General features: G+C 73.0%; 19 protein-coding genes and 3 pseudogenes. 4 read left to right on the top strand and 18 right to left on the bottom strand.

Annotated features, from left to right (window positions below):
* Positions 1-9: 9 nt before the first annotated feature.
* The 6 genes and pseudogenes from AB0M03_RS19810 to AB0M03_RS19785 form a co-directional block, all read right to left on the bottom strand.
* Positions 10-1,041 (bottom strand): ABC transporter permease, encoded by a 1,032-nt coding sequence (locus AB0M03_RS19810; RefSeq protein ID WP_363492855.1) that lies wholly within the window; start codon positions 1,039-1,041, stop codon positions 10-12.
* On the bottom strand, positions 1,038-2,612 hold the full coding sequence (locus AB0M03_RS19805) for a sugar ABC transporter ATP-binding protein (protein WP_363492854.1): 1,575 nt from the start codon (positions 2,610-2,612) through the stop codon (positions 1,038-1,040). The genes AB0M03_RS19810 and AB0M03_RS19805 overlap by 4 nt, the downstream gene beginning before the upstream one ends.
* A 103-nt stretch (positions 2,613-2,715) precedes the next feature.
* Complete coding sequence (locus AB0M03_RS19800; protein ID WP_363492853.1) at positions 2,716-3,762, bottom strand: substrate-binding domain-containing protein; 1,047 nt, start codon at positions 3,760-3,762, stop codon at positions 2,716-2,718.
* A 402-nt stretch (positions 3,763-4,164) separates the two neighbouring features.
* The gene (locus tag AB0M03_RS19795; RefSeq protein WP_363492852.1) at positions 4,165-5,004 is read right to left on the bottom strand and encodes a DeoR/GlpR family DNA-binding transcription regulator; all 840 of its coding nucleotides are present in this window, start codon (positions 5,002-5,004) and stop codon (positions 4,165-4,167) included.
* Positions 5,005-5,276: 272 nt separating this feature from the next.
* Positions 5,277-5,696 (bottom strand): annotated as a pseudogene (locus AB0M03_RS19790) (NPCBM/NEW2 domain-containing protein); the annotation flags it as partial.
* A 36-nt stretch (positions 5,697-5,732) separates the two neighbouring features.
* Positions 5,733-7,250, bottom strand: a pseudogene (locus AB0M03_RS19785) (NPCBM/NEW2 domain-containing protein); the annotation flags it as partial.
* A gap of 550 nt (positions 7,251-7,800) precedes the next feature.
* On the opposite strand from AB0M03_RS19785, the gene AB0M03_RS19780 reads away from it, so the two are divergent.
* Complete coding sequence (locus tag AB0M03_RS19780; protein ID WP_363492851.1) at positions 7,801-8,172, top strand: hypothetical protein; 372 nt, start codon at positions 7,801-7,803, stop codon at positions 8,170-8,172.
* 103 nt (positions 8,173-8,275) lie between these two features.
* On the opposite strand, the gene AB0M03_RS19775 is transcribed toward AB0M03_RS19780, so the two are convergent.
* From AB0M03_RS19775 to AB0M03_RS19755, 5 genes are all read right to left on the bottom strand, one after another.
* Positions 8,276-8,755 (bottom strand): hypothetical protein, encoded by a 480-nt coding sequence (locus tag AB0M03_RS19775; RefSeq protein WP_363492850.1) that lies wholly within the window; start codon positions 8,753-8,755, stop codon positions 8,276-8,278.
* Positions 8,752-9,090, bottom strand: coding sequence for a hypothetical protein (locus AB0M03_RS19770; RefSeq protein WP_363492849.1), 339 nt, complete (start codon positions 9,088-9,090; stop codon positions 8,752-8,754). The genes AB0M03_RS19775 and AB0M03_RS19770 overlap by 4 nt, the downstream gene beginning before the upstream one ends.
* 252 nt (positions 9,091-9,342) lie before the next feature.
* Entirely contained in the window at positions 9,343-10,770 is a 1,428-nt protein-coding gene (rox, locus tag AB0M03_RS19765; protein ID WP_363492848.1) for a rifampin monooxygenase, read from the bottom strand.
* 217 nt (positions 10,771-10,987) lie between these two features.
* The gene (locus AB0M03_RS19760) at positions 10,988-11,449 is read right to left on the bottom strand and encodes a carboxymuconolactone decarboxylase family protein (protein WP_363492847.1); all 462 of its coding nucleotides are present in this window, start codon (positions 11,447-11,449) and stop codon (positions 10,988-10,990) included.
* Between the two features lie 188 nt (positions 11,450-11,637).
* On the bottom strand, positions 11,638-11,988 hold the full coding sequence (locus AB0M03_RS19755; protein ID WP_363492846.1) for a carboxymuconolactone decarboxylase family protein: 351 nt from the start codon (positions 11,986-11,988) through the stop codon (positions 11,638-11,640).
* 132 nt (positions 11,989-12,120) lie between these two features.
* Here AB0M03_RS19755 and AB0M03_RS19750 point away from each other — a divergent pair, with 132 nt between their 5' ends.
* Positions 12,121-13,002, top strand: a complete 882-nt coding sequence (locus AB0M03_RS19750; RefSeq protein WP_363492845.1) for a LysR substrate-binding domain-containing protein — start codon at positions 12,121-12,123, stop codon at positions 13,000-13,002.
* A 7-nt stretch (positions 13,003-13,009) separates the two neighbouring features.
* Here the strand turns inward: AB0M03_RS19750 and AB0M03_RS19745 are convergent, their stop codons facing one another.
* A complete protein-coding gene (locus AB0M03_RS19745; protein ID WP_363492844.1) occupies positions 13,010-14,290 on the bottom strand; it encodes a Tat pathway signal protein in 1,281 nt (426 codons plus the stop codon).
* A gap of 72 nt (positions 14,291-14,362) precedes the next feature.
* Positions 14,363-14,983, bottom strand: coding sequence for a DinB family protein (locus AB0M03_RS19740; protein WP_363492843.1), 621 nt, complete (start codon positions 14,981-14,983; stop codon positions 14,363-14,365).
* A 165-nt stretch (positions 14,984-15,148) separates the two neighbouring features.
* On the opposite strand from AB0M03_RS19740, the gene AB0M03_RS19735 reads away from it, so the two are divergent.
* Positions 15,149-15,937, top strand: coding sequence for an ABC transporter ATP-binding protein (locus AB0M03_RS19735; protein ID WP_363492842.1), 789 nt, complete (start codon positions 15,149-15,151; stop codon positions 15,935-15,937).
* A complete protein-coding gene (locus tag AB0M03_RS19730) occupies positions 15,934-17,631 on the top strand; it encodes a hypothetical protein (protein WP_363492841.1) in 1,698 nt (565 codons plus the stop codon). Before AB0M03_RS19735 ends, AB0M03_RS19730 begins: the two co-directional genes overlap by 4 nt.
* A 99-nt stretch (positions 17,632-17,730) precedes the next feature.
* Here the strand turns inward: AB0M03_RS19730 and AB0M03_RS19725 are convergent, their stop codons facing one another.
* From AB0M03_RS19725 to AB0M03_RS19705, 5 genes and pseudogenes are all read right to left on the bottom strand, one after another.
* The gene (locus AB0M03_RS19725) at positions 17,731-18,318 is read right to left on the bottom strand and encodes a TetR/AcrR family transcriptional regulator (RefSeq protein ID WP_363492840.1); all 588 of its coding nucleotides are present in this window, start codon (positions 18,316-18,318) and stop codon (positions 17,731-17,733) included.
* 100 nt (positions 18,319-18,418) lie between these two features.
* Positions 18,419-19,338 (bottom strand): annotated as a pseudogene (locus AB0M03_RS19720) (MBL fold metallo-hydrolase).
* An 84-nt stretch (positions 19,339-19,422) separates the two neighbouring features.
* A complete protein-coding gene (locus tag AB0M03_RS19715) occupies positions 19,423-19,776 on the bottom strand; it encodes a hypothetical protein (protein ID WP_363492839.1) in 354 nt (117 codons plus the stop codon).
* Positions 19,777-19,986: 210 nt separating this feature from the next.
* Positions 19,987-21,156 (bottom strand): MalY/PatB family protein, encoded by a 1,170-nt coding sequence (locus AB0M03_RS19710; protein WP_363492923.1) that lies wholly within the window; start codon positions 21,154-21,156, stop codon positions 19,987-19,989.
* A 188-nt stretch (positions 21,157-21,344) separates the two neighbouring features.
* Positions 21,345-21,734 (bottom strand): nuclear transport factor 2 family protein, encoded by a 390-nt coding sequence (locus AB0M03_RS19705; protein ID WP_363492838.1) that lies wholly within the window; start codon positions 21,732-21,734, stop codon positions 21,345-21,347.
* Between the last annotated feature and the right edge of the window lie 164 nt (positions 21,735-21,898).

The raw sequence follows: 21,898 nt of genomic DNA, 5'->3' as shown, positions 1-21,898 counted from the left end.
GCTCCGCCGTCAGGTGGGGAGGCCGATGGCGCGTTCGCCGCTGCGGCGCTGCTGGATCACCACGGCGACGACCAGCAGGGCGCCCTGGGCGACGTTCTGCCAGAAGGAGTTGATGCCTTCGACGGTCAGTCCGTTCTCGAGGCAGCCGAGGAGGGCGACGGCGAGCAGGGTGCCGCCGATGCCGCCCTTGCCGCCCTTGAGGGCGCAGCCGCCGAGGGCGGCGGCGGTGATGGCCTTGAGTTCCAGGCCCTCGCTGCCGGAGGTGGGCTGGCCGCTGCCGGTGCGGGCGGTGAGCAGGATGCCGGCGACGGCGGCGACGACGCCGATCAGGGCGTAGACGGCGACCAGGTACTTGTTGATGTTGATGCCGGCCAGGCGGGCGGCGGTGTCGTTGCCGCCGATGGCGTAGATGTTGCGGCCGATGTCGGTGTACTTGAGCAGCAGGTGGACGGCGAGGGAGGTGATGATGAGTATCCAGACCATCATCGGCAGGCCGGCGATCTTGCCGCGGCCGAGGAAGACGAACACGTCGTTGTTGAGGACGTAGCCCTGGGCACGGCCGTCGGAGAGCAGCTGGGCGAGGCCCTTGTAGGCGGCGAGGCCGGCCAGGGTGGCGATGGTGGGGTTGACCCGGCCGTAGACGATGATCACACCGTTGAGGATGCCGACCAGGAGGCCGACGCCGACGGCGGCGGCCATGCCGACGAAGGCGTTGGAGCCCGCGCCGGTGAAGGCCATGGCGCTGACCACGGAGGCCACGCCGGCCTGGGAGCCGACCGAGATGTCGAGGCCGCCGCAGATGATGACGACGGTCTGCACCACGGCGAGCAGACCGGTGATGGTGGCGGCCTCGGCGATGACCTGCATGTTGGAGACGCTGAGGTAGTTGTCGTTCAGCACGCCGAACAGGGCGAGCACCACGATCAGGGCGCCGATCAGGCTGAGGTTCTGTCCGCCGACGGAGGCGAGGAGGGCGGCGGGGCCCGCGTTCTTCCGGCCGGGGGCGCTGTCGGCGACGGGCGGGGTGGTCGTGGCGGTCATGCGGATGCTCCAGTCGCGGGGGCAGGGGCGATGTCGTCGGCCATGGCGAGGTTGAGGACGGCCTCCTCGGTGGCGTGGGCGCGGTCCAGTTCGCCGGTGATCCGGCCGTTCTGCATGACGACGATGCGGTCGGCGAGGCCGAGGACCTCGGGGAGTTCGGAGGAGATCACCAGGATGGCGACGCCCTCCTCGGCGAGGTCGGCGATGATCTGGTAGATCTCGGCCTTGGCGCCGACGTCGATGCCGCGGGTCGGCTCGTCCAGGATCAGCACCTTGGGCCTGCGGGCGAGCCAGCGGGCGAGGACGACCTTCTGCTGGTTGCCGCCGGAGAGTTTGCGGACCTCGTGCTCGATGGACGGGGTGCGCACCCGCAGCCGGTCGGCGTACTGCTGGGCGAGGTCGCGCTCGGCCACCCGCCTGACGAAGCGGAGGCGGCGCAGCCGGTCCAGCACGACGGTCGAGGTGTTGTCGCGGATCGAGCGGTGCAGGAACAGTGCCTGGGCCTTGCGCTCCTCGGGGGCGAGGCCGAGGCCGGCGCGGATGACGGCACCGGGCCTGCCGGAGGGCAGCCGCCGGCCGTCGAGGGTCACGGTGCCGGAGTGGATCGGCCTGTCGCCGGCGAGGGCGAGGGCGAGTTCGGAGCGTCCGGCGCCGATCAGGCCTGCCAGGCCGACGACTTCGCCGGCGTGGATCTGCAGATCGATGTCGCGGACGTCGTCGGTGGTGACGCCGCGGACGTCGAGGACCAGGCGGTCGGTGGCGACGTGGCTGCGGGAGAACATGGTGGAGAGGTCGCGGCCGACCATGAGGCGGACGAGTTCGCCCTCGCCGGTGGTGGCCGCGTCCTGGACGCCGGCCAGTGTGCCGTCGCGCAGGACGGCGATGCGGTCGGCGAGTTGGAAGATCTCCTGCATGCGGTGGGAGACGTAGACGACGGCGACGCCGTCGCCGCGCAGCCGGCGGATCAGCGCGAACAGCGCGTCGACCTCGTGCTCGGAGAGCGAGGAGGTGGGCTCGTCGAAGGCGATGACCTTGGCCTCGCCGGTCAGCGCCCGCAGGATCTCGACCAGTTGGCGCTGGGCCGGGGTGAGTCGGGAGCCGGGCAGATCCGGGTCGAGGACCTTGTCGAAGCCGTACCGGTCGAGGTCGGCGGTGATGCGGCGGCGCAGTTCGGCGCGGTCCAGGCGGCGTCCGGCCCTGCGGGGCAGCGAGCCGGCGTAGACGTTCTCGGCGACCGAGACGTGCGGGATGATCTCCGGCTCCTGCGGGATGATCCGGATGCCGGCGCGGCGGGCGTCCGTCGGCGTGGCGAGCTGGACCGGCTTGCCGTCGATGACGACGCTGCCCCCGGTGGGCCGGTGGTCTCCCGTCAGGATCTTGAGGAGGGTGGACTTCCCCGCGCCGTTCTCGCCCATGAGGGCGGTGACCTGGCCGGCGGGGAAGTCGAGGGTGACACCGTCGAGAGCCTGCACTGCGCCGAACCGCTTGGAGACGTTTCGCACACCGGCGCCGCCGGGGGGCGGGGCGGTGGGCGGCCCGGGATCCGGGTTCGCGTCGTGGGCCCTGCTCATGGTGTCACCTTCGATCCGTGCGGGAGGGTGGGAGGAGCTCCGAGGGGGCCGGGCGCCGGGGCGGCGGTGGCCGGCCCGGGAGTTCGGGCCGGCCGAGGGGGTGTCAGCTGCAGGAGACGCCGGCGGTCTTCCACGTGGTCGGGTCGACCATGGTGGTGGGCGCGAAGGCCTCCTTCGGGAAGTCCTTGCTGTTCTTGAGCTTGTCGTACATGGTCTGGACGGCGAGGGCGCCGACGTCCTTGCCGTTGATGAACAGGGCGGCCTTCATGCCGGTCGGCTTGCTGCCGCTCCAGTTCTTGCAGGCGAGGTACGCGCCGAGGCCGACGCCGATCACGTTGTCGGCGCCGACGCCGGCGTTCTCCAGGGCCGTGACACCGCCCTGGACGTTCTCGTCGTTGCAGCCCCAGACGACCCAGCGCTTGACGCCCGCGTTGGCGGTGATGGTGGCCGCGATCTTGTCCTGGGCGCCGGTCGGGGTGTTGTCGGTGGGGACGTCGATGTTCTGCACCTGGGCGCCGACGCCGGCCGCGAACGCCGCCTTGGCGGCCTTCACACGGTCGCCGCAGACCGTGACGTCCTGCTTCCAGGCGGAGACGGTCCGGGTCTCGGCCGGGTTCCAGCCGGCCTTCTTGAACTCCTCGGCGGCACGCTTGCCGACCTCGGTGCCCATCTGCTCGCCGGAGAAGCCGATGCGGGCGACGAGGCCGCCCTTGTCGCAGGCCGCCGGGTCCGGGCCGGTGGCGCAGATCTGGTCGTCGGAGGTCAGCAGGGCCACCTTGGCGTCCCGGGCGGTCTGGACGACCTGCGGGCCGACGGCCGGGTCCGGCACGACGATGATGATGCCGTTGGTCTTCTGCGCGATGGCCGACTGCACCTCGCTGACCGTCTTGTTGGCGTCGTTGCCGAGGTTCACCACCTTCAGGTCGATGCCGAGTTCGGCCGCTTTGGCCTTGGCACCGGCCGCCTCACCGACGAAGTACTCCTGGTCACCCTGCTTCTGCAGGTAGGTGATCGAGATCTTGCCGTTCACCGGCGCGACGGGGGCGTCGCCCGACTTCACCGACTCCTGCCCGGTGGAGCAGGCGGTGGTCAGGCCGAGGGTGAGCAGCAGGCCGGCCGCGGCGACGACACGGGTGGTGGCACGGAACATGGAGAGCTCCTTCGAGCATGCGCCTCGAGCGGCGCGGTGCGGGTGCGGGCGAAGTGGTCGCCTCGGGTTCCGAGAGCGCCTTGTCGGGAACGGGGTCGGGAACGGGGCCGGCTCGATGTTCCGGTCGACACCCAAGATCTCTCAAGAACCAACACGTTCAAACGCTATACAACACATGACACCTCTGTTGCGTGGCTTCGTCAAGTGACGGGGATGGACGAGATCACCTTGTGACCATCACCCCGACCGACGGTCGACCGGTGCCGGGCCGCCTCGCGTTTCGTTCAGTCAGACACCGAACACTGCAAGGAAGTTGGCGTCCACGAACGGAGCGTCGCGGTCCGCTCTCCGGGTGGCCGGCGTCTCGCACGGCCGGATCGGAACCGGTTCAACGGCCCCGTTTCAATCGGCCGGCTCTGATCGGACGGTTCTTCCGGGCGCGTCCTTGCCGAGGCCGACGACGACCAGCCGCCCGACCCGCTCGGCCAGGGCGCTGCGCGCTTCGGCGGACATGCCCGCATCGGTGACGAAGACGTCGATCTGCCCCAGATCCGCGAAGGTGCTGAGACCTGTCGTTCCCCACTTGGTGTGGTCGGCGGCGACCACGACCTGCCGCGCCCTGGAGATGAAGGCGCGGTTCGTCTGGGATTCGGCGAGATTGGGAGTGGTCAGCCCATCTCTTTCGGAGACGCCGTGCGAGCCGAGAATCAGGACGTCGACGTGGAGCGATTCGATGGTGCGGTCGGCGATCGGCCCGACGAGTGCCTCGGAACGCGTCGCGGTGCCCCCCGTCAGAAGTACCGAGGGCGCATGGGAATTCCCGGCCGCGGAACTCCTGACGAATTGCTCGATCGGCAGCGAATTGGTGACGAGGGTCAGTTCCGGGACATTCAGGAGGCGCTTCGCCACCGCGTGCGTCGTCGTGCCGGCGCCGAGACCCACCACGCTGCCGGGCCTCACCAGGGCGGCCGCGGCGTCGGCAATGGCGGCCTTGGCTGCGGACTCCAGGCCCGACTTCACGTCGAAGCCCGGCTCCTCACCGCTGCCGGCCGTCGCAACGGCGCCACCGTGGACCTTCTCCACTGATCCCTGCCGTTCGAGCGCGTCGAGGTCGCGCCGCACGGTCATGTCCGAGACACCCAGGCTGACCACGAGTTCCGAGACCCGTACGGCGCCGTCGCGCCGCACCGCTTCGAGGATCAGGGCACGCCGCTGCTGTGCGAGCAGTCCTTGGTCCGCCACGGCTTTCCCGGCCCTTCGTGGTGCGCCCTGCCGACGGCTCCGAATATAGCGCAGCCGATCTTCGGCATCGCCGGTCGGCCGGAATATCCCCCGGGCGGTAAGCATTTTCGATCGGAACGGGCGGCGGAAACGGGCTGGCGGCTTCCGGCCCCGAGATCGGTTATCGGAGACCTGTCGCCGGCCGCCCCCGGTGCACGGGCGGGCCTCGCCGACACGCGGCCGGTCCTGCAGCCGCGAGCGCTGCAGGACCGGCCGGCGTTGCCGATGGGAGATCAGGAGCAGGTCAGCCTGGGCGCGGCCCAGTCCGCGTGGTCGAAGTCGATGCCGTCGCCGCCGTCGCCGACCTGCAGGGTCAGCTCGTAGGCGCCGGTGAGCGGGGCGTTGAGGTGCACGGCGCCGCCCGCGCCGGTGACCGTGCCGCCGTCGGCCGCCTTGGCACCGTCGGCAAGGATCTGGAAGCCGACCTTGCCCTTGCTGCCGACCTCCTCGTCCACGCCGGCGTCGGTGCTCAATGCGCTGCACCTGCCGCCGAGGTAGTAGGTGATCGTCGAAGCGGCGTGGGTTCCGAGGCCCTTGGCGTAGGTGGTGCCGCCGATGGTGAGGGTCCGTCCGTCGCCGCCCGCCGCCTCGCCGTTGCTCCTGTCCCGCTCGACCGGGCCCCAGCCGCTGAAGGCGGTGGACCACGGCAGGTCGCTCAGCTCGTGGGTGCTGGCCGACGGTGCCGCCCCGCAGCCGATCCGGGCACCGGCCCAGTCGGCGTGGTCGTAGTTCTTGCCGTCGCCGCCGTCGGTGACCACCAGCCGGAGGACGGTGCCGCCGGTGAGGTCCGCGGTCAGACGCAGGGCCGGGTCGGTGCCGCGCCGGACCCCGCTGTCGGCGACCAGCGCGGCGTCGCGGTAGACCTGGAACCGCACCGAGCCGCTGCTGCCGACCTCGTCGTCGACGCCGACGTCCACGACGAGGCCGGTGCACGTCCCGCCGAGGTGGTAGCGGATCTCCGAATCGGAGTGCGTGCCGAGGCCCTTGGCGTACGCGGTGCCGCCGATGGTGAGGGTCCGTCCGTCGCCGGGCGCGGTCTCGCCGTTGCTGTGGTTACGCTCGACCGGGCCCCAGCCGCCGCCGGCCGCCGTCCAGGCCGAGTCGCCGAGCTGGAAGGCCCCGGTGGGCAGCGGGGTCGGCGCGCTCGGGGTGACCCGGAACATCACCGTGCCGTGCGGGGGCACCGTGGCGACGATCGCCCCGCTCGTGGTGGTGGTCTGCTTGGACCACAGGTCCTTGAGCGTGTACGAGGCGGCGCCGCCGATCCCGGCAGCCGCGGCGGTGGTGGAGACCGGCTGCGCGGTGCCGGTCTCGTTGGTCAGGGTGACGGACCGGCTGCCGTCGGCCAGCGGCTTGCTCATCACGACCAGCCCGCCCTGGGAGGAGACCACCGTGCCCTGCCGGCCCAGCGGGTCCTGGTCGACGGCGATCACGTCGGTGTTGGTGAGGATCGCCATCGTCGCGGCGCTCGCGCTGCGCAGGTCGGTGCCGATCAGCAGGGGCGCCGCCATCTGCGCCCACAGGCTGAAGTGGGTGCGGTACTCGGTGTCGGTCATGCCGCCGTTGCCGACCTCCAGCATGTCGGGGTCGTTCCAGGCGCCGGGACCCGCGTACGGGGCCAGGGACTGGTTGGCGTGCGCGATGGAGATCATGCTGGACCAGGAGTCGGAGATGTCCCCGGTGGTGCGCCAGGAGTTGCCGACCTCCTGAGCCCACGTCCAGGGCCGACTGCTCCCCCACTCGCAGACGGAGTAGAGGATGCTGCGTCCGGTCGCCCTGAGCGCGGCCCCCATGGCCTTGTACCGCTGCTGGGCGTCGACGCCCTGGTTGTAGCAGTTGTCGTACTTCAGGTAGTCGACGCCCCAGGAGGCCCACAGGTTCGCGTCCTGCTGCTCGTGGCCGAGCGCGCCGGGGAAGCCCAGCCCGTCGCAGGTCCTGGTACCGGCACTGGAGTAGATCCCGAACTTCAGGCCCTTGGAGTGGACGTAGTCGGCGACCGCCTTGATGCCGTGCGGGAACCGGACGGGGTCGGGCACGAGGTTGCCGGAGGCGTCGCGGTTCGGCAGCGCCCAGCAGTCGTCGAGGTTGACGTAGGTGTAGCCGGCGTCCTTCAGCCCCTGCGAGACGAAGATGTCGGCGGTGCCCTTCACCATGGCCTCGTTGAACTCGGCCCGGCAGTACGTGGAGTTCCAGTTGTTGAAGCCCATCTGCGGGGTGAGGGCCTGGGAGTTCTGCAGTGCGGCGGCCGGGGCGGCGGTCGCCAGGTCGAGGCCGACGAGGGCGGCGGCGCTCAGGGCACCGCTGCCGGCCAGCACGGCCAGGGTGGTCGCGAAGCCGACGACCCTGTGTCGATTCGTGTTGGAGATCCGAGCCATGGGCAGCCTCCAGGTCGCGATCAGCACACAAATGCACTGAACCAAACGGAACCAAGCATGGGAGAGCGTCGAGCCGGGCATGACCCTTGTCAAGAGAGCTCGCAACTCTTCGTCACTGTCCGCCGACTCTCCGTCATCCAGCCGGGCCTCCGGCCGTCGACTCCCCCGAGACCCCCTGCCACCCCGGGGCCCTTTCCGGGAGCCTCCGGCCATGGCGCTCCGGAGGCGACAAGGGAATCCAACAGAAACCCACACGCTGGACACAGGTACGAATCCACCCAATGGTCTGGACATATCCGATTGGTCCAGTCCATGATGGAAGACACGCCGGTGCACGCGCGCGACGCGCCGAGACGCCGGCACCGCTCGACGAGGAGTGGAAATGGCCGTCACGGAGGTTCACCGGACCGGCACCCGTACTGCGCTCTACCTTCGCTGCTATCCGTACGACAGCTGGCGGATGGACCTCCACCGGAGGGCCCTGGAGGAGCACGCCCGGGAGATCGGCCTCGGCTCTCCGCACGTCTACCTCGACAACGGCTCGTCCTCCGGCGCCCTCAAGCCCGAGCTCCGACGGCTCCTCGGGCAGGCCGCCCTCGGCCGGGTCACCGAGGTGCTGGTCCCGGGCCGCTGGGTGTTCTCCCTGGACGGCCGCACCGCGGACTCCGTCGTCGCCTTCCTCCGCGGGGTCGGGGTCGCGGTGGTCGAACTGCCGCAGCGCGAATCCCGGAGCAGCCACCGCCTCGCGTCCTGAGGACAACGGGGTGAGGGTGCACCCCACAGGTCGTCACACCGACCGCCGCTGTCGCAGCCGTGCCGCACCGTCAGCGGTACGGCGGCGACTGCGCGTGCTGTGGTCAGGGGCGTTCGGCCGCGGCGGGGTCGAGCACGGCGGACATGCCGACCACGGCCACCAGTTCGAGCGGCAGTTCCTTGTCCCCCTGGCCGACGGCTATCGCCAGCCAGCGGCCCGTCCCGGGGAGTGGCCATGCCTGCATGCTGCCGGCCAGCTGACTGAGGAAGCCGATCGGCTCCGGTACCTCCTCGCCCTCGCAGCCGGCCTTCAGATACGGCCGGAGGTCGACGGAGATCGGGTCGCCCCAGCGTGCCGCGAGCGCTGCGACCAGGGCGTCGAGGCAGGCCTGCATCTCCGCGTCCGCCGCGATCAGGGCCCGGCCGTCCTCGTCGTCCCAGAAGTCCTGGCTCTGCTTCAGGAAGTGCACGCGGTGGTCCGGGCCGGCATGCCCGGTGGTGCCGCTGACGTGCCGCTCCGGGAAGGGCTGCGCGAGCAGTTCGTCGACCAGGACGAGGTGCTGCTCGAGGTCGGTGGTGGTCATGCGCGCAGGCTACGGCGCGGCACGGACAGTCGGCCGGTGGGGCAGGGCCTACGGACGGCTTCCCGTGCCGGGCGGGGCTTGTGACAGCCCGACCGGCCGGTGGAGGAAGCGGTCGACCTGCTCCTCCAGCGGGGCCAGGCGCGGTCGGGCTCGTTGACGCGCAGGGAGACCGCGCCGTGGACGGCGGCCCGCAGGTCGAGGGCCACCTCGGCGGCGGGGCCGGTCCGGCATCCATGCAGCGCCGGACGGCGGCCGTCGCCGAGTGCGTCCAGCATGCGCACCGTGGCGGCGACGATCTCCTCGCGGAGGCGTTCGTCCTGGCCGCGGGGGTTCACCTACGAGACGGCGGCGAGGCGGTGAAGAAGTCTGGACACGGAACAGCTCTCCGAGGGATCGGTGACGACTTGGAGGGGCTCCCCGAGGGAAGGGAGTTCGCGCCGTCCGACCGCACCCGGACCGGGCCATACCCTGTCCGGGCCGGGGCCGCGCGTGAAGAGTCGCAGCGACCCCGATCGACGGTCCGTCAGAAGATCTCCAGGGCAGGCCCGCCACCCGGTCGGACGGCCGCTGCCTCCTGGAGCACTGCGTCAGCCGGCCGCAGCACCGAACCACCTGGGCAGGGCGGCGAGGAGGTCCTGCTGGTCCTCGCCGACCCAGGCCACGTGGCCGTCGGGCCGCAGCAGTACGGCGGGTACGTCCAGTTCCTCGCCGGCGTCGACGACGTGGTCGACCCGGTCCGCCCAGCCCACCACGGAGAGGCTGCCGGTCCGGTCGAGCAGGAGGCCGCGGCCGCCGTGCATCAGCTCGTACAGGCGTCCCTGCTTCAGCCCGATGTCCCGCATGCGCCGGCCAAGCAGTTCGTGGCCCTCGCCGAAGTCGTAGCGGACGCCGATGGCCGTGATCTTCTCGATCAGGTGCCGGTTCACCTCCTCGAAGTCCATCAGTTCCGACAGCAGCCGCCGCACGGCCCGGGGGCCGGGTTCGGTGGACAGCAGCTCCATCTGCGCGCGGGTGTTGTCCAGCACCTCGGCGGCCACCGGGTGCCGTTCGGAGTGGTAGGTGTCCAGCAGCCCCTCCGGTGCCCGGCCGTCGATCTCGGCGGCCAGTTTCCAACCGAGGTTGAAGGCGTCCTGGATGCCGAGGTTGAGGCCCTGCCCGCCGGTCGGCGGATGGATGTGCGCCGCGTCGCCGGCCAGCAGCACCCGGCCGACGCGGTACCGCTCGGCCAGCCGGGTGGCGTCGCCGAAGCGGGAGAGCCAGCGCGGCGAGTGCACGCCGAAGTCGGTGCCCGCGACCGCCCTCAGCTGCTGCTTGAAGTCCTCCAGGGTCGGTGCGGCCGTACGGTCCTCGGCCACTCCCTCGGCGGGCACGATGACCCGGTACGCCCCGTCCCCGAGCGGCATGGCGCCGAACCTCAGCTGGGTCCTGCGGACTTCGGCCACCACCTCGGCCAGGGTCTCCGCCGGGACGTCCAGCTCCATCTCGCCCAGCAGCGTCTCCACCCTGGCGGGCTCGCCGGGGAAGCCGACGCCGAGCAGCCTGCGCACCGTGCTGCGGCCGCCGTCGCAGCCGACGAGGTAGCGCGAGCGCAGCCGTGTGCCGTCGGCCAGCTCGGCGCTCACCCCGTCCTCGTCCTGGCTCAGCCCGACCAGTTCGCAGCCCCGCCGGATCTCGGCGCCGAGCCCGGTGGCGTGTTCGGTCAGCAGGCGTTCGGTGACGCGCTGCGGAATGCCGAGGACGTACGAATGCGCGGTGTCCAGCCCGTCGGGCCACTGCTTGGCCAGGCCGGCGAAGAAACCGCCGACCCTGAACTGCTTCCCGAGTTCGAGGAACTTCTCCAGCAGACCGCGCTGGTCCATCACCTCGATGCTCCGCACGTGCAGGCCGAGCGCGCGGGACTGCACGGTCGGCTCCGCCGCCTTGTCGATGACGAGCACGTGGACGCCGTGCAGCCGCAATTCGCCGGCGAGCATCAGTCCGGTCGGTCCGCTGCCGACCACGATCACGTCAATCATGAAATCCCCGTCCGCCGAGAAGGGAACGCATTTCCGCGAATCCCCGATTTTCCCCAGGTCCTGACCTCGGCCGACAATTCTGCGCCACTACCGGGGCCTTGCCGCAAGGCCCCCGGTGCGCTATATATTGAGAGTGGCAAGGAGCGGTCGGTCTCCTTGCCTTTCTCATGCCTGCGGCTCATTGCCTGCGGCTCATCGCGTGCCGCCGGGCCCGGCGTCAGGTCCACTGCTCGGCGGGCTTCCGGCCGGGCAGCGGCTTGCCGATGAGGGCGAGCGGGACGAAGAAGTTGACCTGGCCGATCGCGAGGGTGAGCGTCGTCAGGGCCTTGGGGTCGTAGTGCGCGGCCGCCTCGGCGTACAGCTCGTCCGTGACCCGCTCTCCCCCGCCGGCCGGCGGGGTGAGGACGGCCTCGACCAGGGCGAGGGCCACGCGCTCGGCCGGGGTGAAGTACGGCGCGTCGTGCCAGGTCGCGACCGCGGTGATGCGCTCCTCCGACTCGCCGGCCTTCCGGAGGTTGTCGGCGTGCTGGACGGCGAGGTAGGTGCTGCCCACGATCTGGCCCGCGCGCAGCTGGACGAGGCCGATCGTGGTCCGCGGCACGGAGCGGTTGCCGGTGGCGCGGTACAGCCGGCCGCTCAGCTCCTGCAGCTCCGGCACCTGCGCCACCGGGTCGGACATCCGCGACCGCTCGGCGCCCCCGCGGTGGCGGACGAAGCGGTGGTGCCGTTGGTGGTCGAAGAAGCGCTCATGGTCGGTGTTCCTCTCGGGATCCGCTCGATGCTGTCACTGCACTGACGGATCGCGGCGCAGCGGTGTGACGGCCGGGCGGCACCTTTTTTCTGCGGTCCCTGCGAACGGCCGCCCGCTCACCCGTGAGCGGTTTCCCCGCCGTGGCCGTGCTGCTCGAAGAGGCGGTCGGCGAGCAGGGCGTGCGCCAGTGTGCCGCCCGCCCGGACGGAGGCGGTGACGAACGCGGTCTCGGCGAGCTCCTCGGCGGTCACGCCGTGCCGCCGGGCGGCGGCGGTGTGGACGTCCAGGCAGTAGGAGCACTGGGTGACGAGCGCGACCGCCACCGAGATCAGCTCGCGGTAGCGGCGCGGCACCGCTCCGTCCTCCCGGTCCACGGCCTGCTGGAAGGCGAGCCAGGCGGCGAACTCGGCCGGGGCGCCGCGGCCGACGGAACGGGCGCGGTGCAGGTCGTCGGGGTGCGCGTACACGGATGTGCCTCCTGCGGTGGTGGGTGGCGGCGGGCCGGTGCCCGGCGTCTGACACCACCTCACCGCGGGTGCCGAAGGCCCGTCCAAGACCGGTTTCGGAGGGCGGTGCCGTCCTCGGTATCGTGGCCGGTCATGGACCTGCGGGCGTTGCGCTGTTTCGTCGCCGTGGCCGAGGAGGGCCACTTCGGCCGCGCCGCGGCGCGGCTGCACCTCGCCCAACCGCCGCTCAGCCGCCGCATCCGTGACCTGGAGGCCGATCTCGGGTGCCGGCTGTTCGACCGCGTCCCGACCGGGGCTCGGCTCACCCCGGCCGGAGAGGTCCTGCTGACGGAGGCCCGGGACCTGCTGGAACGCGCCGAACGCGCCCGCCAGCGGGTCCGTGGCTCCGAGGCCGGGCGCATCCTCGTCCTGGGCACCGCGGCGGGCGCCGGTCCGCAGGTCGGTCCGGCGGCACTGGCCGCGCTGCGCCGCACCCGTCCCGAGGTCCGGGTACGGCTGCGGGAGGCACCGATCACCGATCCGACGGCCGGCCTGCGGGAGGGACGGGTGGACCTGGCCCTCACCCGGCTGCCTTTCGACACCGACGGCCTGACGGTCCGTGTGCTCGGCGAGGAGGCGGTGGTCGCGGCCGTCCCCGCGGACGATCCGCTGGCGGCCCGCCCGCGCCTGCACGTCGGGGAGCTGGCCGACCGCCCGCGCTTCCGCCTGCCGCCGGGCACCGACGCCCGGTGGCGCGGCTACTGGCTCGCCGCGGGCGATGACGACGCACCCGGCCCGGTGGTGGCGACCGTCGAGGAGTGCCTGCACACCGTCCTGTGGGAGGGCGCCGTCGGTCTGCTCCCCGCCGGGGCGGCCCGCAAGTACGCGCGTCCCGGCATCGCCTTCGTGCCGGTCGACGGCCACCCGCCGAGCCGGGTCGTCACCGTCCGCCGCACCGCCGTCTCCGACCCGCTGGTGGACGCCCTCGCGGACGCGCTCGCCGCAGCCGCGGGCCCGGACGCGCCGCGGGGCTGACTCCGGGTCAGCCCACGAACTCCATCTCCGGGTAGCGGGCGGAGGGCCCGTCGAGCAGGTCGCTGCAGCGCCCGCGCAACCACCGGTCGAAGTACGCCGCCACATAGGCCTCCGTGGTGCGGATCGCGGTGGCCGGTTCGATCGTGCCGATGTCCTTCACCAGGGTGGCCGGCGGCAGGCCGAGCTGCGGGAGCAGTGCCTCGGCGTCCGTGAACGACGCGTGCTCCGAACCGCGCAGCTTCAGCTCCCGCGCCCAGCCCGGGGTGTGGGCGCGGAACGCCTGCCAGCCGGGGCCGGTGTCGGTGTCGCCGTCCTTGCCGAGCAGCAGGAGCGGCCGGGCGAGCCCGTGTTCGGCCACCGGCAGCGGCTTTCCGTCGAAGTCGGTCAGGTTGCCGTCCATGTCGATGCCGGCGGTGATCCTCGGGTCGGCGTCCATGGCGAGGGCCGCGGCCGTGCCGCCCATCGAGTGGCCGGCCGTGCCGACCCGGGTCAGGTCGAGGGCTCCGGCGAGACCGGCGGGCAGCGTCCTGCCGTCGGCGTCGGGGTTGTGGCCGGCGTTCAGCGCCTCCAACCGGTCCAGGACGAACCGGGTGTCGGCGACCCGGACGTCCAGGGCCTTCCGGATGAACGCGGCGGGGTCGCCCGGCGCGACCATGGTGGCCAGTGAGCCGTCCGGGAACTGGACCTCCGGCGCCTCGTGGGTGTGGTCGACGGTGACCACCGCGTAGCCCCGGCTCGCCAGGTCCGCCACCAGCGTGGTCCCCCAGGTCCGCGGTTCGCCGAGCCCGGGCGAGTAGACCACCACCGGCAGCCGTCCGGCCCGGGCGGCGACGGGCGCACCGGCCACCGCGTGCGTACGGACGGCGGCCCAGTCGACCTGCCCGGTCGGCACGTCGAGGCCGAGGAAGGTGTTGGCCGTCACCGCGTCGAAGTGCGCGGCGGCCTTCGGCAGCATGTACGGCGCAGCGGGGCGTCCGGCGGCCCGGTCCGCGGGGTAGTACACGGTGGCCATCAGCTCCCGGGAGCCGTGGTCCGGCTGCCACGGGTCCGTCCGGCTGTGGTCGACGAGGTGCAGTGCCACCTCCCCGACCCGGTGTCCGCCGGTCGGCGCCGGCAGGCTCGGCGCGGCCGCCCGGACGGACCGGGCCGGTAACGCCGTGGAGTCCGTCGCCGCCTGCGCCGGGAGGGCGGCCGCCAGGCTGCCGAGTGCGGCGGCCGCACAGACGGCAGCAGCAGTGAGGCCGCGGCGGCGGCGGCCGGGACGGTGGTTGGTCCGCATGATCGTCATACCGCCATCCTGCGACCCGGCGTACGGCCGGCACCATCGGGAACAGCCCCGACTCCCGGGGTCGGGGATTCCCTAGGGGGCGGGTTCGTCGAGGGGTAGGCAGCTCGCCCGGGCCTGTTCGGCCGTGTGCTGCAGGCGGGTGCGGTACTCCTCCCACCAGGCCGGGTCGTCCGATGCCATGCCGGTGTTGTTCTCGTTCATCCCCACGGCGCCGTCGAGGAGTTCGCGGAGGATGTCGGCGTGGCCGGCGTGCCGGTGGGTGTCGGCGATCACCCGTACCAGGGCGTGGTTCAGGGTCACTTCGTTCGCGTGGCTCGGCCACCACGGCACCTTGCCGACCGCGTCGAGCGGGAGTGCTTCGACGGTGGCGTCGGTGTGTGCCCAGGCCCTGCGGTAGCGCTCGACGATGTACTCGCGCGATTCGTCGGCGGTGGCCCACATGTGGGCGTTGGGTTCGGAGCCGTCGCCGAACAGGGGCCCCGGCTCGCCGGAGGGGCGGCCGAAGGTGTCGCCCAGGTAGCCGAATTCGGCGCAGCCCGCATGCTTGACCAGGCCCAGGAGGTTGGTGCCGGTGGGCGTCAGCGGGCGGCGGATGTCGTACTCCGAGAGCCCGTCGAGCTTCCACAGCAGGGCGTCGCGGGCGTACTGCAGATAGCGCCGGAGGTCGGTCTTGGGATCGTCCGGTGGAGTCATGACGGTCAGTCTGCCGCCCGGGCCGTCCCGGTTCACTTCGTTTTCGACCTACCCTTCGGCGGCCGCGGCCCCCGCCGGTCGACGGGTACGGGCGCCCGCGGGTCGGCGGGCCCAAGGGACCGGTCGGTAGGGTGATCCGACCGATCGTCGAGAGGTGCCGCCCGCATGTCCGAGAACCCAGCCGAGCCGCGCGCCGTCACGAGGACGGCACTGCTCCGACTGACCGGGGTGAGCCGCTCGTACGGCGACCGGGAGGTGCTGCGCCCGGTGGACCTCGCGGTCGCCGCCGGCGAGTGCGTGGCGCTGGTCGGCCACAACGGGTCGGGCAAGTCGACGCTGCTGCGGATCGCCGCGGGTCGCGACCTGCCGACCGCGGGCACCGTCCGGTTCGACGGCCTGGCGATGGACGAGAACGATCCCCGGATCAGGGCCCGGGTGGCGGTCGTCGGCGACACGGTCGCCTGCTACCCGGATCTCACGGTTCGTGAGCACCTGCTGCTGGTCGCCGTCGCGCACGGTGTCGCCGGCGCCGCGGAGTGGGTCCAGCAGGTGCTGGAGGACCGGATGCTCGCCGAGCGGGCCGACGCGCTGACCTCGGCCCTCTCCTCCGGGCAGATGCAGTCCCTGCTGCTGGCCTGCGCCCTCGTCCGCCCGCGGGACCTGCTGCTGCTCGACGAGCCCGAGCAGCGCCTCGACCCCGGTGCCCGCCGGCGCCTCGCCGACCTGCTCAAGGCCGAACTCGCGGACGGCGTGGCGGTGCTGCTGGTCACGCACGACGCCGGGCTCGCCCTGGCGGTGGCCGACCGGGTGGTGGTGCTGGAGGAGGGCGCGGTCGTCCGGCAGGGCGTCCCCGAGGAGGTCCTGCCCGCCGAAACCACCGAAACCGCCGATGCCGCCGACGCGGCCAGGGCCGGGGCCGGCGGCGGCCCGGACGTCTCGGCGGGTGCCCGGTGAGCGCCGTGGAGGAGACGGTCGACGGTGCACCGGCCGAATGGACGGCGGACGACGACTGGACGGACGAGGCACTGGCCCTGCTGCGCACCCTGCGCGCACCGCACCGCTTCAACCGGGCCCGGCAGGCGGCCTACGTGCTCTACTGCACGGTGCTCGTCCTGGTCGTCTGGGGCGGTGTGCCGAGCTTCGGCCTGTTCGTGCAGGCCTCGATGGGCGCCGACTACACCGCGCACGGGCCCGCACTGCTGGCGGCCATGCCGAGCGGGATCGCGGCCGTCGGGCTGGCCACGCTGCTGCTCGCCGTCCGCGACGGGCTCTGGCGCGGGCCGGTCGTGCCGCCGCGGGCGACCGTCGACTGGCTGCTGGCCCACCCGGTCCGCCCCCGGCCGGTGCTGCGGCCCTGGTTCTGGCTGTCCTGCGGGCTGGCCCTGTTCCCCGGCCTGGTGGCCGCCGCGGGTGCCGTGGTCGTGCTCGGGCTGACCGTACGGACCGGGCTGCCCGCCACCCTCGGCTGGTGCCTCGCCGGTTGTGCCTGCCTGCCGCTGCTGGGCGTCTGCGCCGCACTGGCCGTGCAGCGGAGCGGACGGGCGGCCCGCCTGGCGCGCCGCCTCACCCCGTACGCCACCGTGCTGGTCCTGGCGCTCGCCGTGCAGAGCGCCCTGGCCGCCGCGGGGCACTCCGTCCACTGGCTGGAGCGGGTGGTGCTGTGGTCCGGCCCGTGGGGCTGGGCGGGGATCGCGGCCCTTGCCCCGACGCCGGCCGCCGTACCGGGAGCCCGGGCGGCAGCCGTGCTGCTGGTCGTGTCGACCGCGGTGTGCCTGGTCCACGCCGACCGGGCCGCCGCCACGGTGTCGCTGACCGTCCTGCGGGAGCGGGCCAGGAACGCCGCCGGTGTGCTCGCCGCCCTGCGGACGATCGAACCGCGCGCCGCGCGGCTGGCCGTGAACGCGGCCTCCGGCGGCGACCGCCGGCTGAACGTCCGCCTGCCGGCGCCCCGCCGGGCCCGGCTCGTCGTGTACTGGCGGGATGCGCTCGCCCTGCTCCGCTCGCCCGCCCGGCTCGGCCGCGCGGTGCTGCTGACCGTCCCGGCGCTGCTGTGCGCCGTACCCGCCCACGGTGTTCCGGGCGCCCAGGCCTCGACCGCCACCGCCGTCGCCATGGTCTTCGGCTACCTGGCCGTCGCCCAGCTCCTCGAACCGGCCCGGATCGAGACGGACGACGTACGCCAGTCCTTCTGGACGCCCTACCCGTTCGCCGGCCTGATGCTGCGCCATGCCGTCGTCCCCACCGTGCTCGGTGTGCTGCTCGCCGCGGCCGGGAGCGCCGTGGCCGTCCTCTGCGGCGCAGGCCCGGCGGCCTGGCTCGCCCCGGTCGCCGTCCCGCCGCTGGTCGGCGCGGCGCTGGTGAACGCCTGCCGGGGTGCGGCCCGCCGCGACCTGCTCTACCGCCCGGCCCGGGCGACCGGCAGCGGCGCGAACAACGTCCTGTCCTTCACCGCCTGGTACTCGGCGGGCCCGGCCGTGGCCGTGCCGCTGCTGGCCCTGTCGTTCTCCCCCGCCCTGCGCCACTGGGCACCCGGGGCCTTCGCCCAGGCAGCGGTGATCAGCGCCATGGCCACGCTCACCTTCCACTGGTGGGCCCGCTCCAGGGCCGCCCGGCTCCCCGCCCAGGCCCGCCCGGCCCGAAGCGCCTGAGGCCGGGGCGGTCGAGCCGTCCGCAGCACCGGAACGAAAAGGCCTGGGCGGACTACCGCGATGCCCGCGAGGCGCTGATCGAGCCGATGCGGTCGAACCTCAGGGCCGTCGGCTGACCTGCCGGGCGGCGGGCGCGTCCAGGGCTTCCCGGACGAGCCGCTGGGCGTAGGGGGGTTCGAGGCCGTCGGGGCGGAACAGGATGCGGTACATCATCGGTGCCACGATCCGGTCGAGGAGGGTCTCGACGTCCGGGGCGGCTTCGCCGCGCTGTGCTGCGCGGTCGAGCACGACCTGGAGCTGTTCCGCGGCGTAGGCGGAGCAGCGTCCGGCGTTGTCGCCGTCCGGGTCGCCGAGCAGGGCGTCGCGGACGTAGGACCGGCCTGCCGGGGAGGCCGTCTCCTCGAGGAACTGCTCGGCCCAGTGCTGCAGGTCGGCTGCGAGTGAGCCGTGGTCCTCGGGCGGGGTGTCGGGGCGCAGGTGCTCGACGGCCACGTCGGACAGCAGTTCCTGCAGGTCGCCCCAGCGGCGGTAGACCGTCGACGGGGTGACGCCCGCCCGGGCGGCGACCAGGGGGACGGTCAGCGCCGAACGGCCCACCTCGGCGTCCAGTTCACGCACGGCGGTGTGGACGGCCTCCTGCACCCGGGCGCTCCGGCCGCCGGGGCGCACCATCGGTCTGCGGCTCATGCGCCCATCTTAAAGCAAAATCCTTGCTTCATGACGGCAAGTCCCACCCTCAAGGCGAATGACTTGCCTCAAGGGTGGGACGAGGCGGCGAGGCCGGCGATCACGCCTGCCGGGCGGGGACGGGCCGGAGACGGTAGGCCGCGCCGTCGCGGCGCACCAGGCCCGCGGTGGGCGGCGGGAAGTGGCTGCCGAGGAGCAGCGTGTCGGTGTCGGCGAGGGCGGCGAGGAGCTCGCGGCGGGTCGCCCGGGCCCGGTCCGGGTCGATGTCGACGTGGCTGTGGATGTCGGGCGCGGCGAGCTGCACGGGGTGGTGGATGCAGTCGCCGGTGATCAGGGCCGCACTGCCGCCGCTGCTCAGCCGGACGGCGACCTGGCCGGGGGTGTGGCCCGGGGCGGGGACGAGGGTGACGCCGGGGGCGATCTCCAGGCCCTCCGCGGGCACGTCGACCGGATCGAGCAGCCCGTGGTCGTGGACGGGGCGGACGGAGTCGCGGAACATCTGCCGGCGGGGCTCCTCCATGTCCACGGACGCCCAGTGGTCCCACTCGGTGCGGCTGGTGAGGTAGCGGGCGTTGGGGAAGGTGGGCACCCAGGCGCCGCCCTGGAGGCGGGTGTTCCAGCCGACGTGGTCGGTGTGCAGGTGGTGAGGACGACCAGGTCCACGGTCTCCGGGGAGAACCCGGCCCGCTCCAGGCGCTGCAGGTAGTCGGTGCCCAGGCGGTGCCAGGCGGGGTTGGCGCGGTCCTTGCCGTTGCCGATGCCGGTGTCGACGAGAATCCGCAGCCCGCCCGCCTCCAGGGCGAAGGTGTGGCCGGCCAGGCGCAGGACGCGGTCGGCGCCGGCGAAGTCGGGCTGCAGCCAAGGGGCGGCGGAGACCGCCTCGGGCGTGGCGCCGGGCAGCAGCCAGGGGCCGGTCTGCGGCGGCAGTTCGACCTCGTCGATCCGGCGGACGACGAACTCCCCCACGGTCCAGACCGGGGTCGGGGTCTGCGGCGCAGGGGCGGTCCGCTGCGAGGACATGGCGATCCTTCCGACGGTGGAGCATGCACTAATGCTCAGATATTGCATTAATGGTAGCCCTGGCACCGCCACTAACGCAAAGATTCAGCGATAGACCCCGGGGGCGGCCAGGCGGTCGAGTTCGTGCATCATCGCCTGCATGGCCGAGACGTAGTCGCGGAAGGCCGCGATCATCGCCCGGTCGTCGCCGGACCCGTCGTCGACCGCGTCCAGGGCGGCGCGCAGCGCATCGACTTCGGCGACCAGTCCGGCGAGGTGGGGGATCTCCCACGCCTGCATGCTGCCGCCGTGCACCTGCGAGGCGTAGCCCGCGACGTGGCCGTCCAGCGTCAGCAGGTCCGAGTTCCAGTCCCGGAGGGCCTCCAACGCCGGGTAGGGCGGGTACGGCAGGCTCCGGAATCCGGCGAATGCGTCCTCGAACCTGCTTCGGTCGGTCATGCCGGGCCACGGTCCTTCTCGTGCTGGTGCGAGCCACCGGCCCTACTCGCCAGTAACATCAACTCCCCATGATGGCCGCCCCGGTCACCGCAGGACACCCGCCGAACGGCCGTACCGACACCCGCCACAGGACGGGCAGGCCGACCCGCTTCACGGTTCCCCTCCGCAGTCAGCGCCACTGCCCGTTGCCCACGGTCGGCCGGCCCGCCGTCAGAGGGCCTGCACCGCGCGGCCCATCCTGGCGAGTGCCTCGCGGAGGACGGCCGGCGAGGTCGCGAAGTTCAGCCGGACGCATCCCGTCCCACCGGTGCCGAAGACGTGCCCGGAGCTGAGCGCGACCCGGGCCTCGTCCAGGAACATCCTCGCCGGCCCGGCCAGGTCGCTCACCACGCCGGGCCCCTCGGCGGGCCCGTCCTCGTGCAGGCCGAGGTGCGTGCAGTCCAGCCAGGCGAGGTAGGTGCCCTCGGGCGGGCGGTACCGCACGCCGGGCAGGTGCTCCTCGACGAGCCGGCCCAGCAGGGTCCGGTTGGCGGAGAGTCCGGCCAGCAGGTCGTCGAGCCACTGCGTGCCGTCGCGGAAGGCCGCCGTGTGGGCGATGATCCCCAGGTGGCTGGGGCCGTGGCCGACCTCCTCCGGCATGCGGCGCAGGTCTGCGGCCGCCTCCGGGCCGGCTACCGCCAGGGCCGCTTTGAGACCGGCCAGGTTCCAGGCCTTGGAGGCGGAGGTCAGGGCGAAGCCGTTCTCACCGCCCGGCACGCCGAGGAACGGGGTGAACACCGCCCCCGGCAGCACCAGCGGGGCGTGGATCTCGTCGGAGACCACCCGCACACCGTGTTCGCGTGCCAGCGCCGCCACCGCCTCGAGCTCCGCACGGGTGTGCACGGTGCCGGTGGGGTTGTGCGGGTTGCTCATCAGGAAGGCGGCCCGCCGGCCGTGGCGCCGCGCCCGCGCGAAGGCCTCGTCCAGGGCGGCGAGGTCCATGCGGCCGTCGGGGCCGAGCGGCGCCTCGATCACCTCACGGCCGTCGTGGGCGACGAACGCGTAGAACGGCGGGTACACCGGCGAACAGACGACGACCGCGTCCCCGGGGCCCGTCACCAGGCGCAGCGTCTCGACGATGCCCAGCATGACGTCCGGCACGAGGGCCGTGTTCTCGACCCGCAGGCCGTCCCACTTCCACCGCTCGGCGGCGAATCCGGCCAGGGCCTCCGCATAGGCCGTCCCGTGCGGGTACCCCGTGTCGCCGAGGTCGACGGCCGCGCGCAGCGCCTCCGTCACGGCGGGCGCCAGGGGGACGTCCATCTCCGCCACCCACAGCGGGAGGACGTCCTCCGGGTGCACGCGCCACTTCATGCTGGTGCGCTGCCGGAGCTGCGCCAGCGGGAGCCGGACGAGCGGGTCCGTCCGTCCGGCGTCCGCGGCATCGGCGGGCGGCTCGTTCGTGGGTCCGGTCACGCGGTGCTCCCCTGCCCGGGTCTGTGGTGGCGGTGGCGCGCCTCACGGCGCCCCCTTCACCTTCCCCATGGGCCGGGTACGGAACACCCGGGCGGCCCGAGGACCGGTCAGGACTACTGCGCCGCCCCGTCCGGGACGAGGGTGCCCTGGTGGTAGTACATCCGCCAGCCGCAGCCGTCGTCCAGGCTGCGCCAGATCGAACTGTGCCGCGACCGCCGCGCACCGAGCACGGCCTCGTACGTCACGTGCACCAGCCCCGGCGCCAGCGCCGTCCCGGTCATTCCGACGGGCCGGTACTGCGGGCCCTCCTCGGTCGCCCCCGGCTTCTCGGGCAGCTCGGCGAGCATCGTCTTCCGGTCCCACCGCCGCCCCGAGGCCCCCACCTCCACGAACTCCGGGTCCAACAACCGCCCGGCCGACTCCCGCGACGCCCGGACCCGGGGCGTCATCAACGCCAACTCACCCGCGATCGCCGCTGCCACTCCGTCGTTCTCGTCACTCATCGGCCCATCCTGGCCGACACCGCCCCACCGCCCGCAACCGAATTGGCCCTCTTCCCGCAGTGGCTCGGAGGAACCGTCCGGCCGGAGATCCCGGCGGCGGGCTCCGGCTCTCGGGCTGCGGAGCGCTCGGCCGGGCGGGCGATGTCGGGCGCGGTGGCGGCCGC

The sequence above is a fragment of the Kitasatospora sp. NPDC051914 genome, from assembly GCF_040680995.1.
Lineage (GTDB): Bacteria > Actinomycetota > Actinomycetes > Streptomycetales > Streptomycetaceae > Kitasatospora.
Note: the sequence above shows the minus strand (reverse complement) of the source record. Positions and strands in the feature narration are given on the sequence as shown.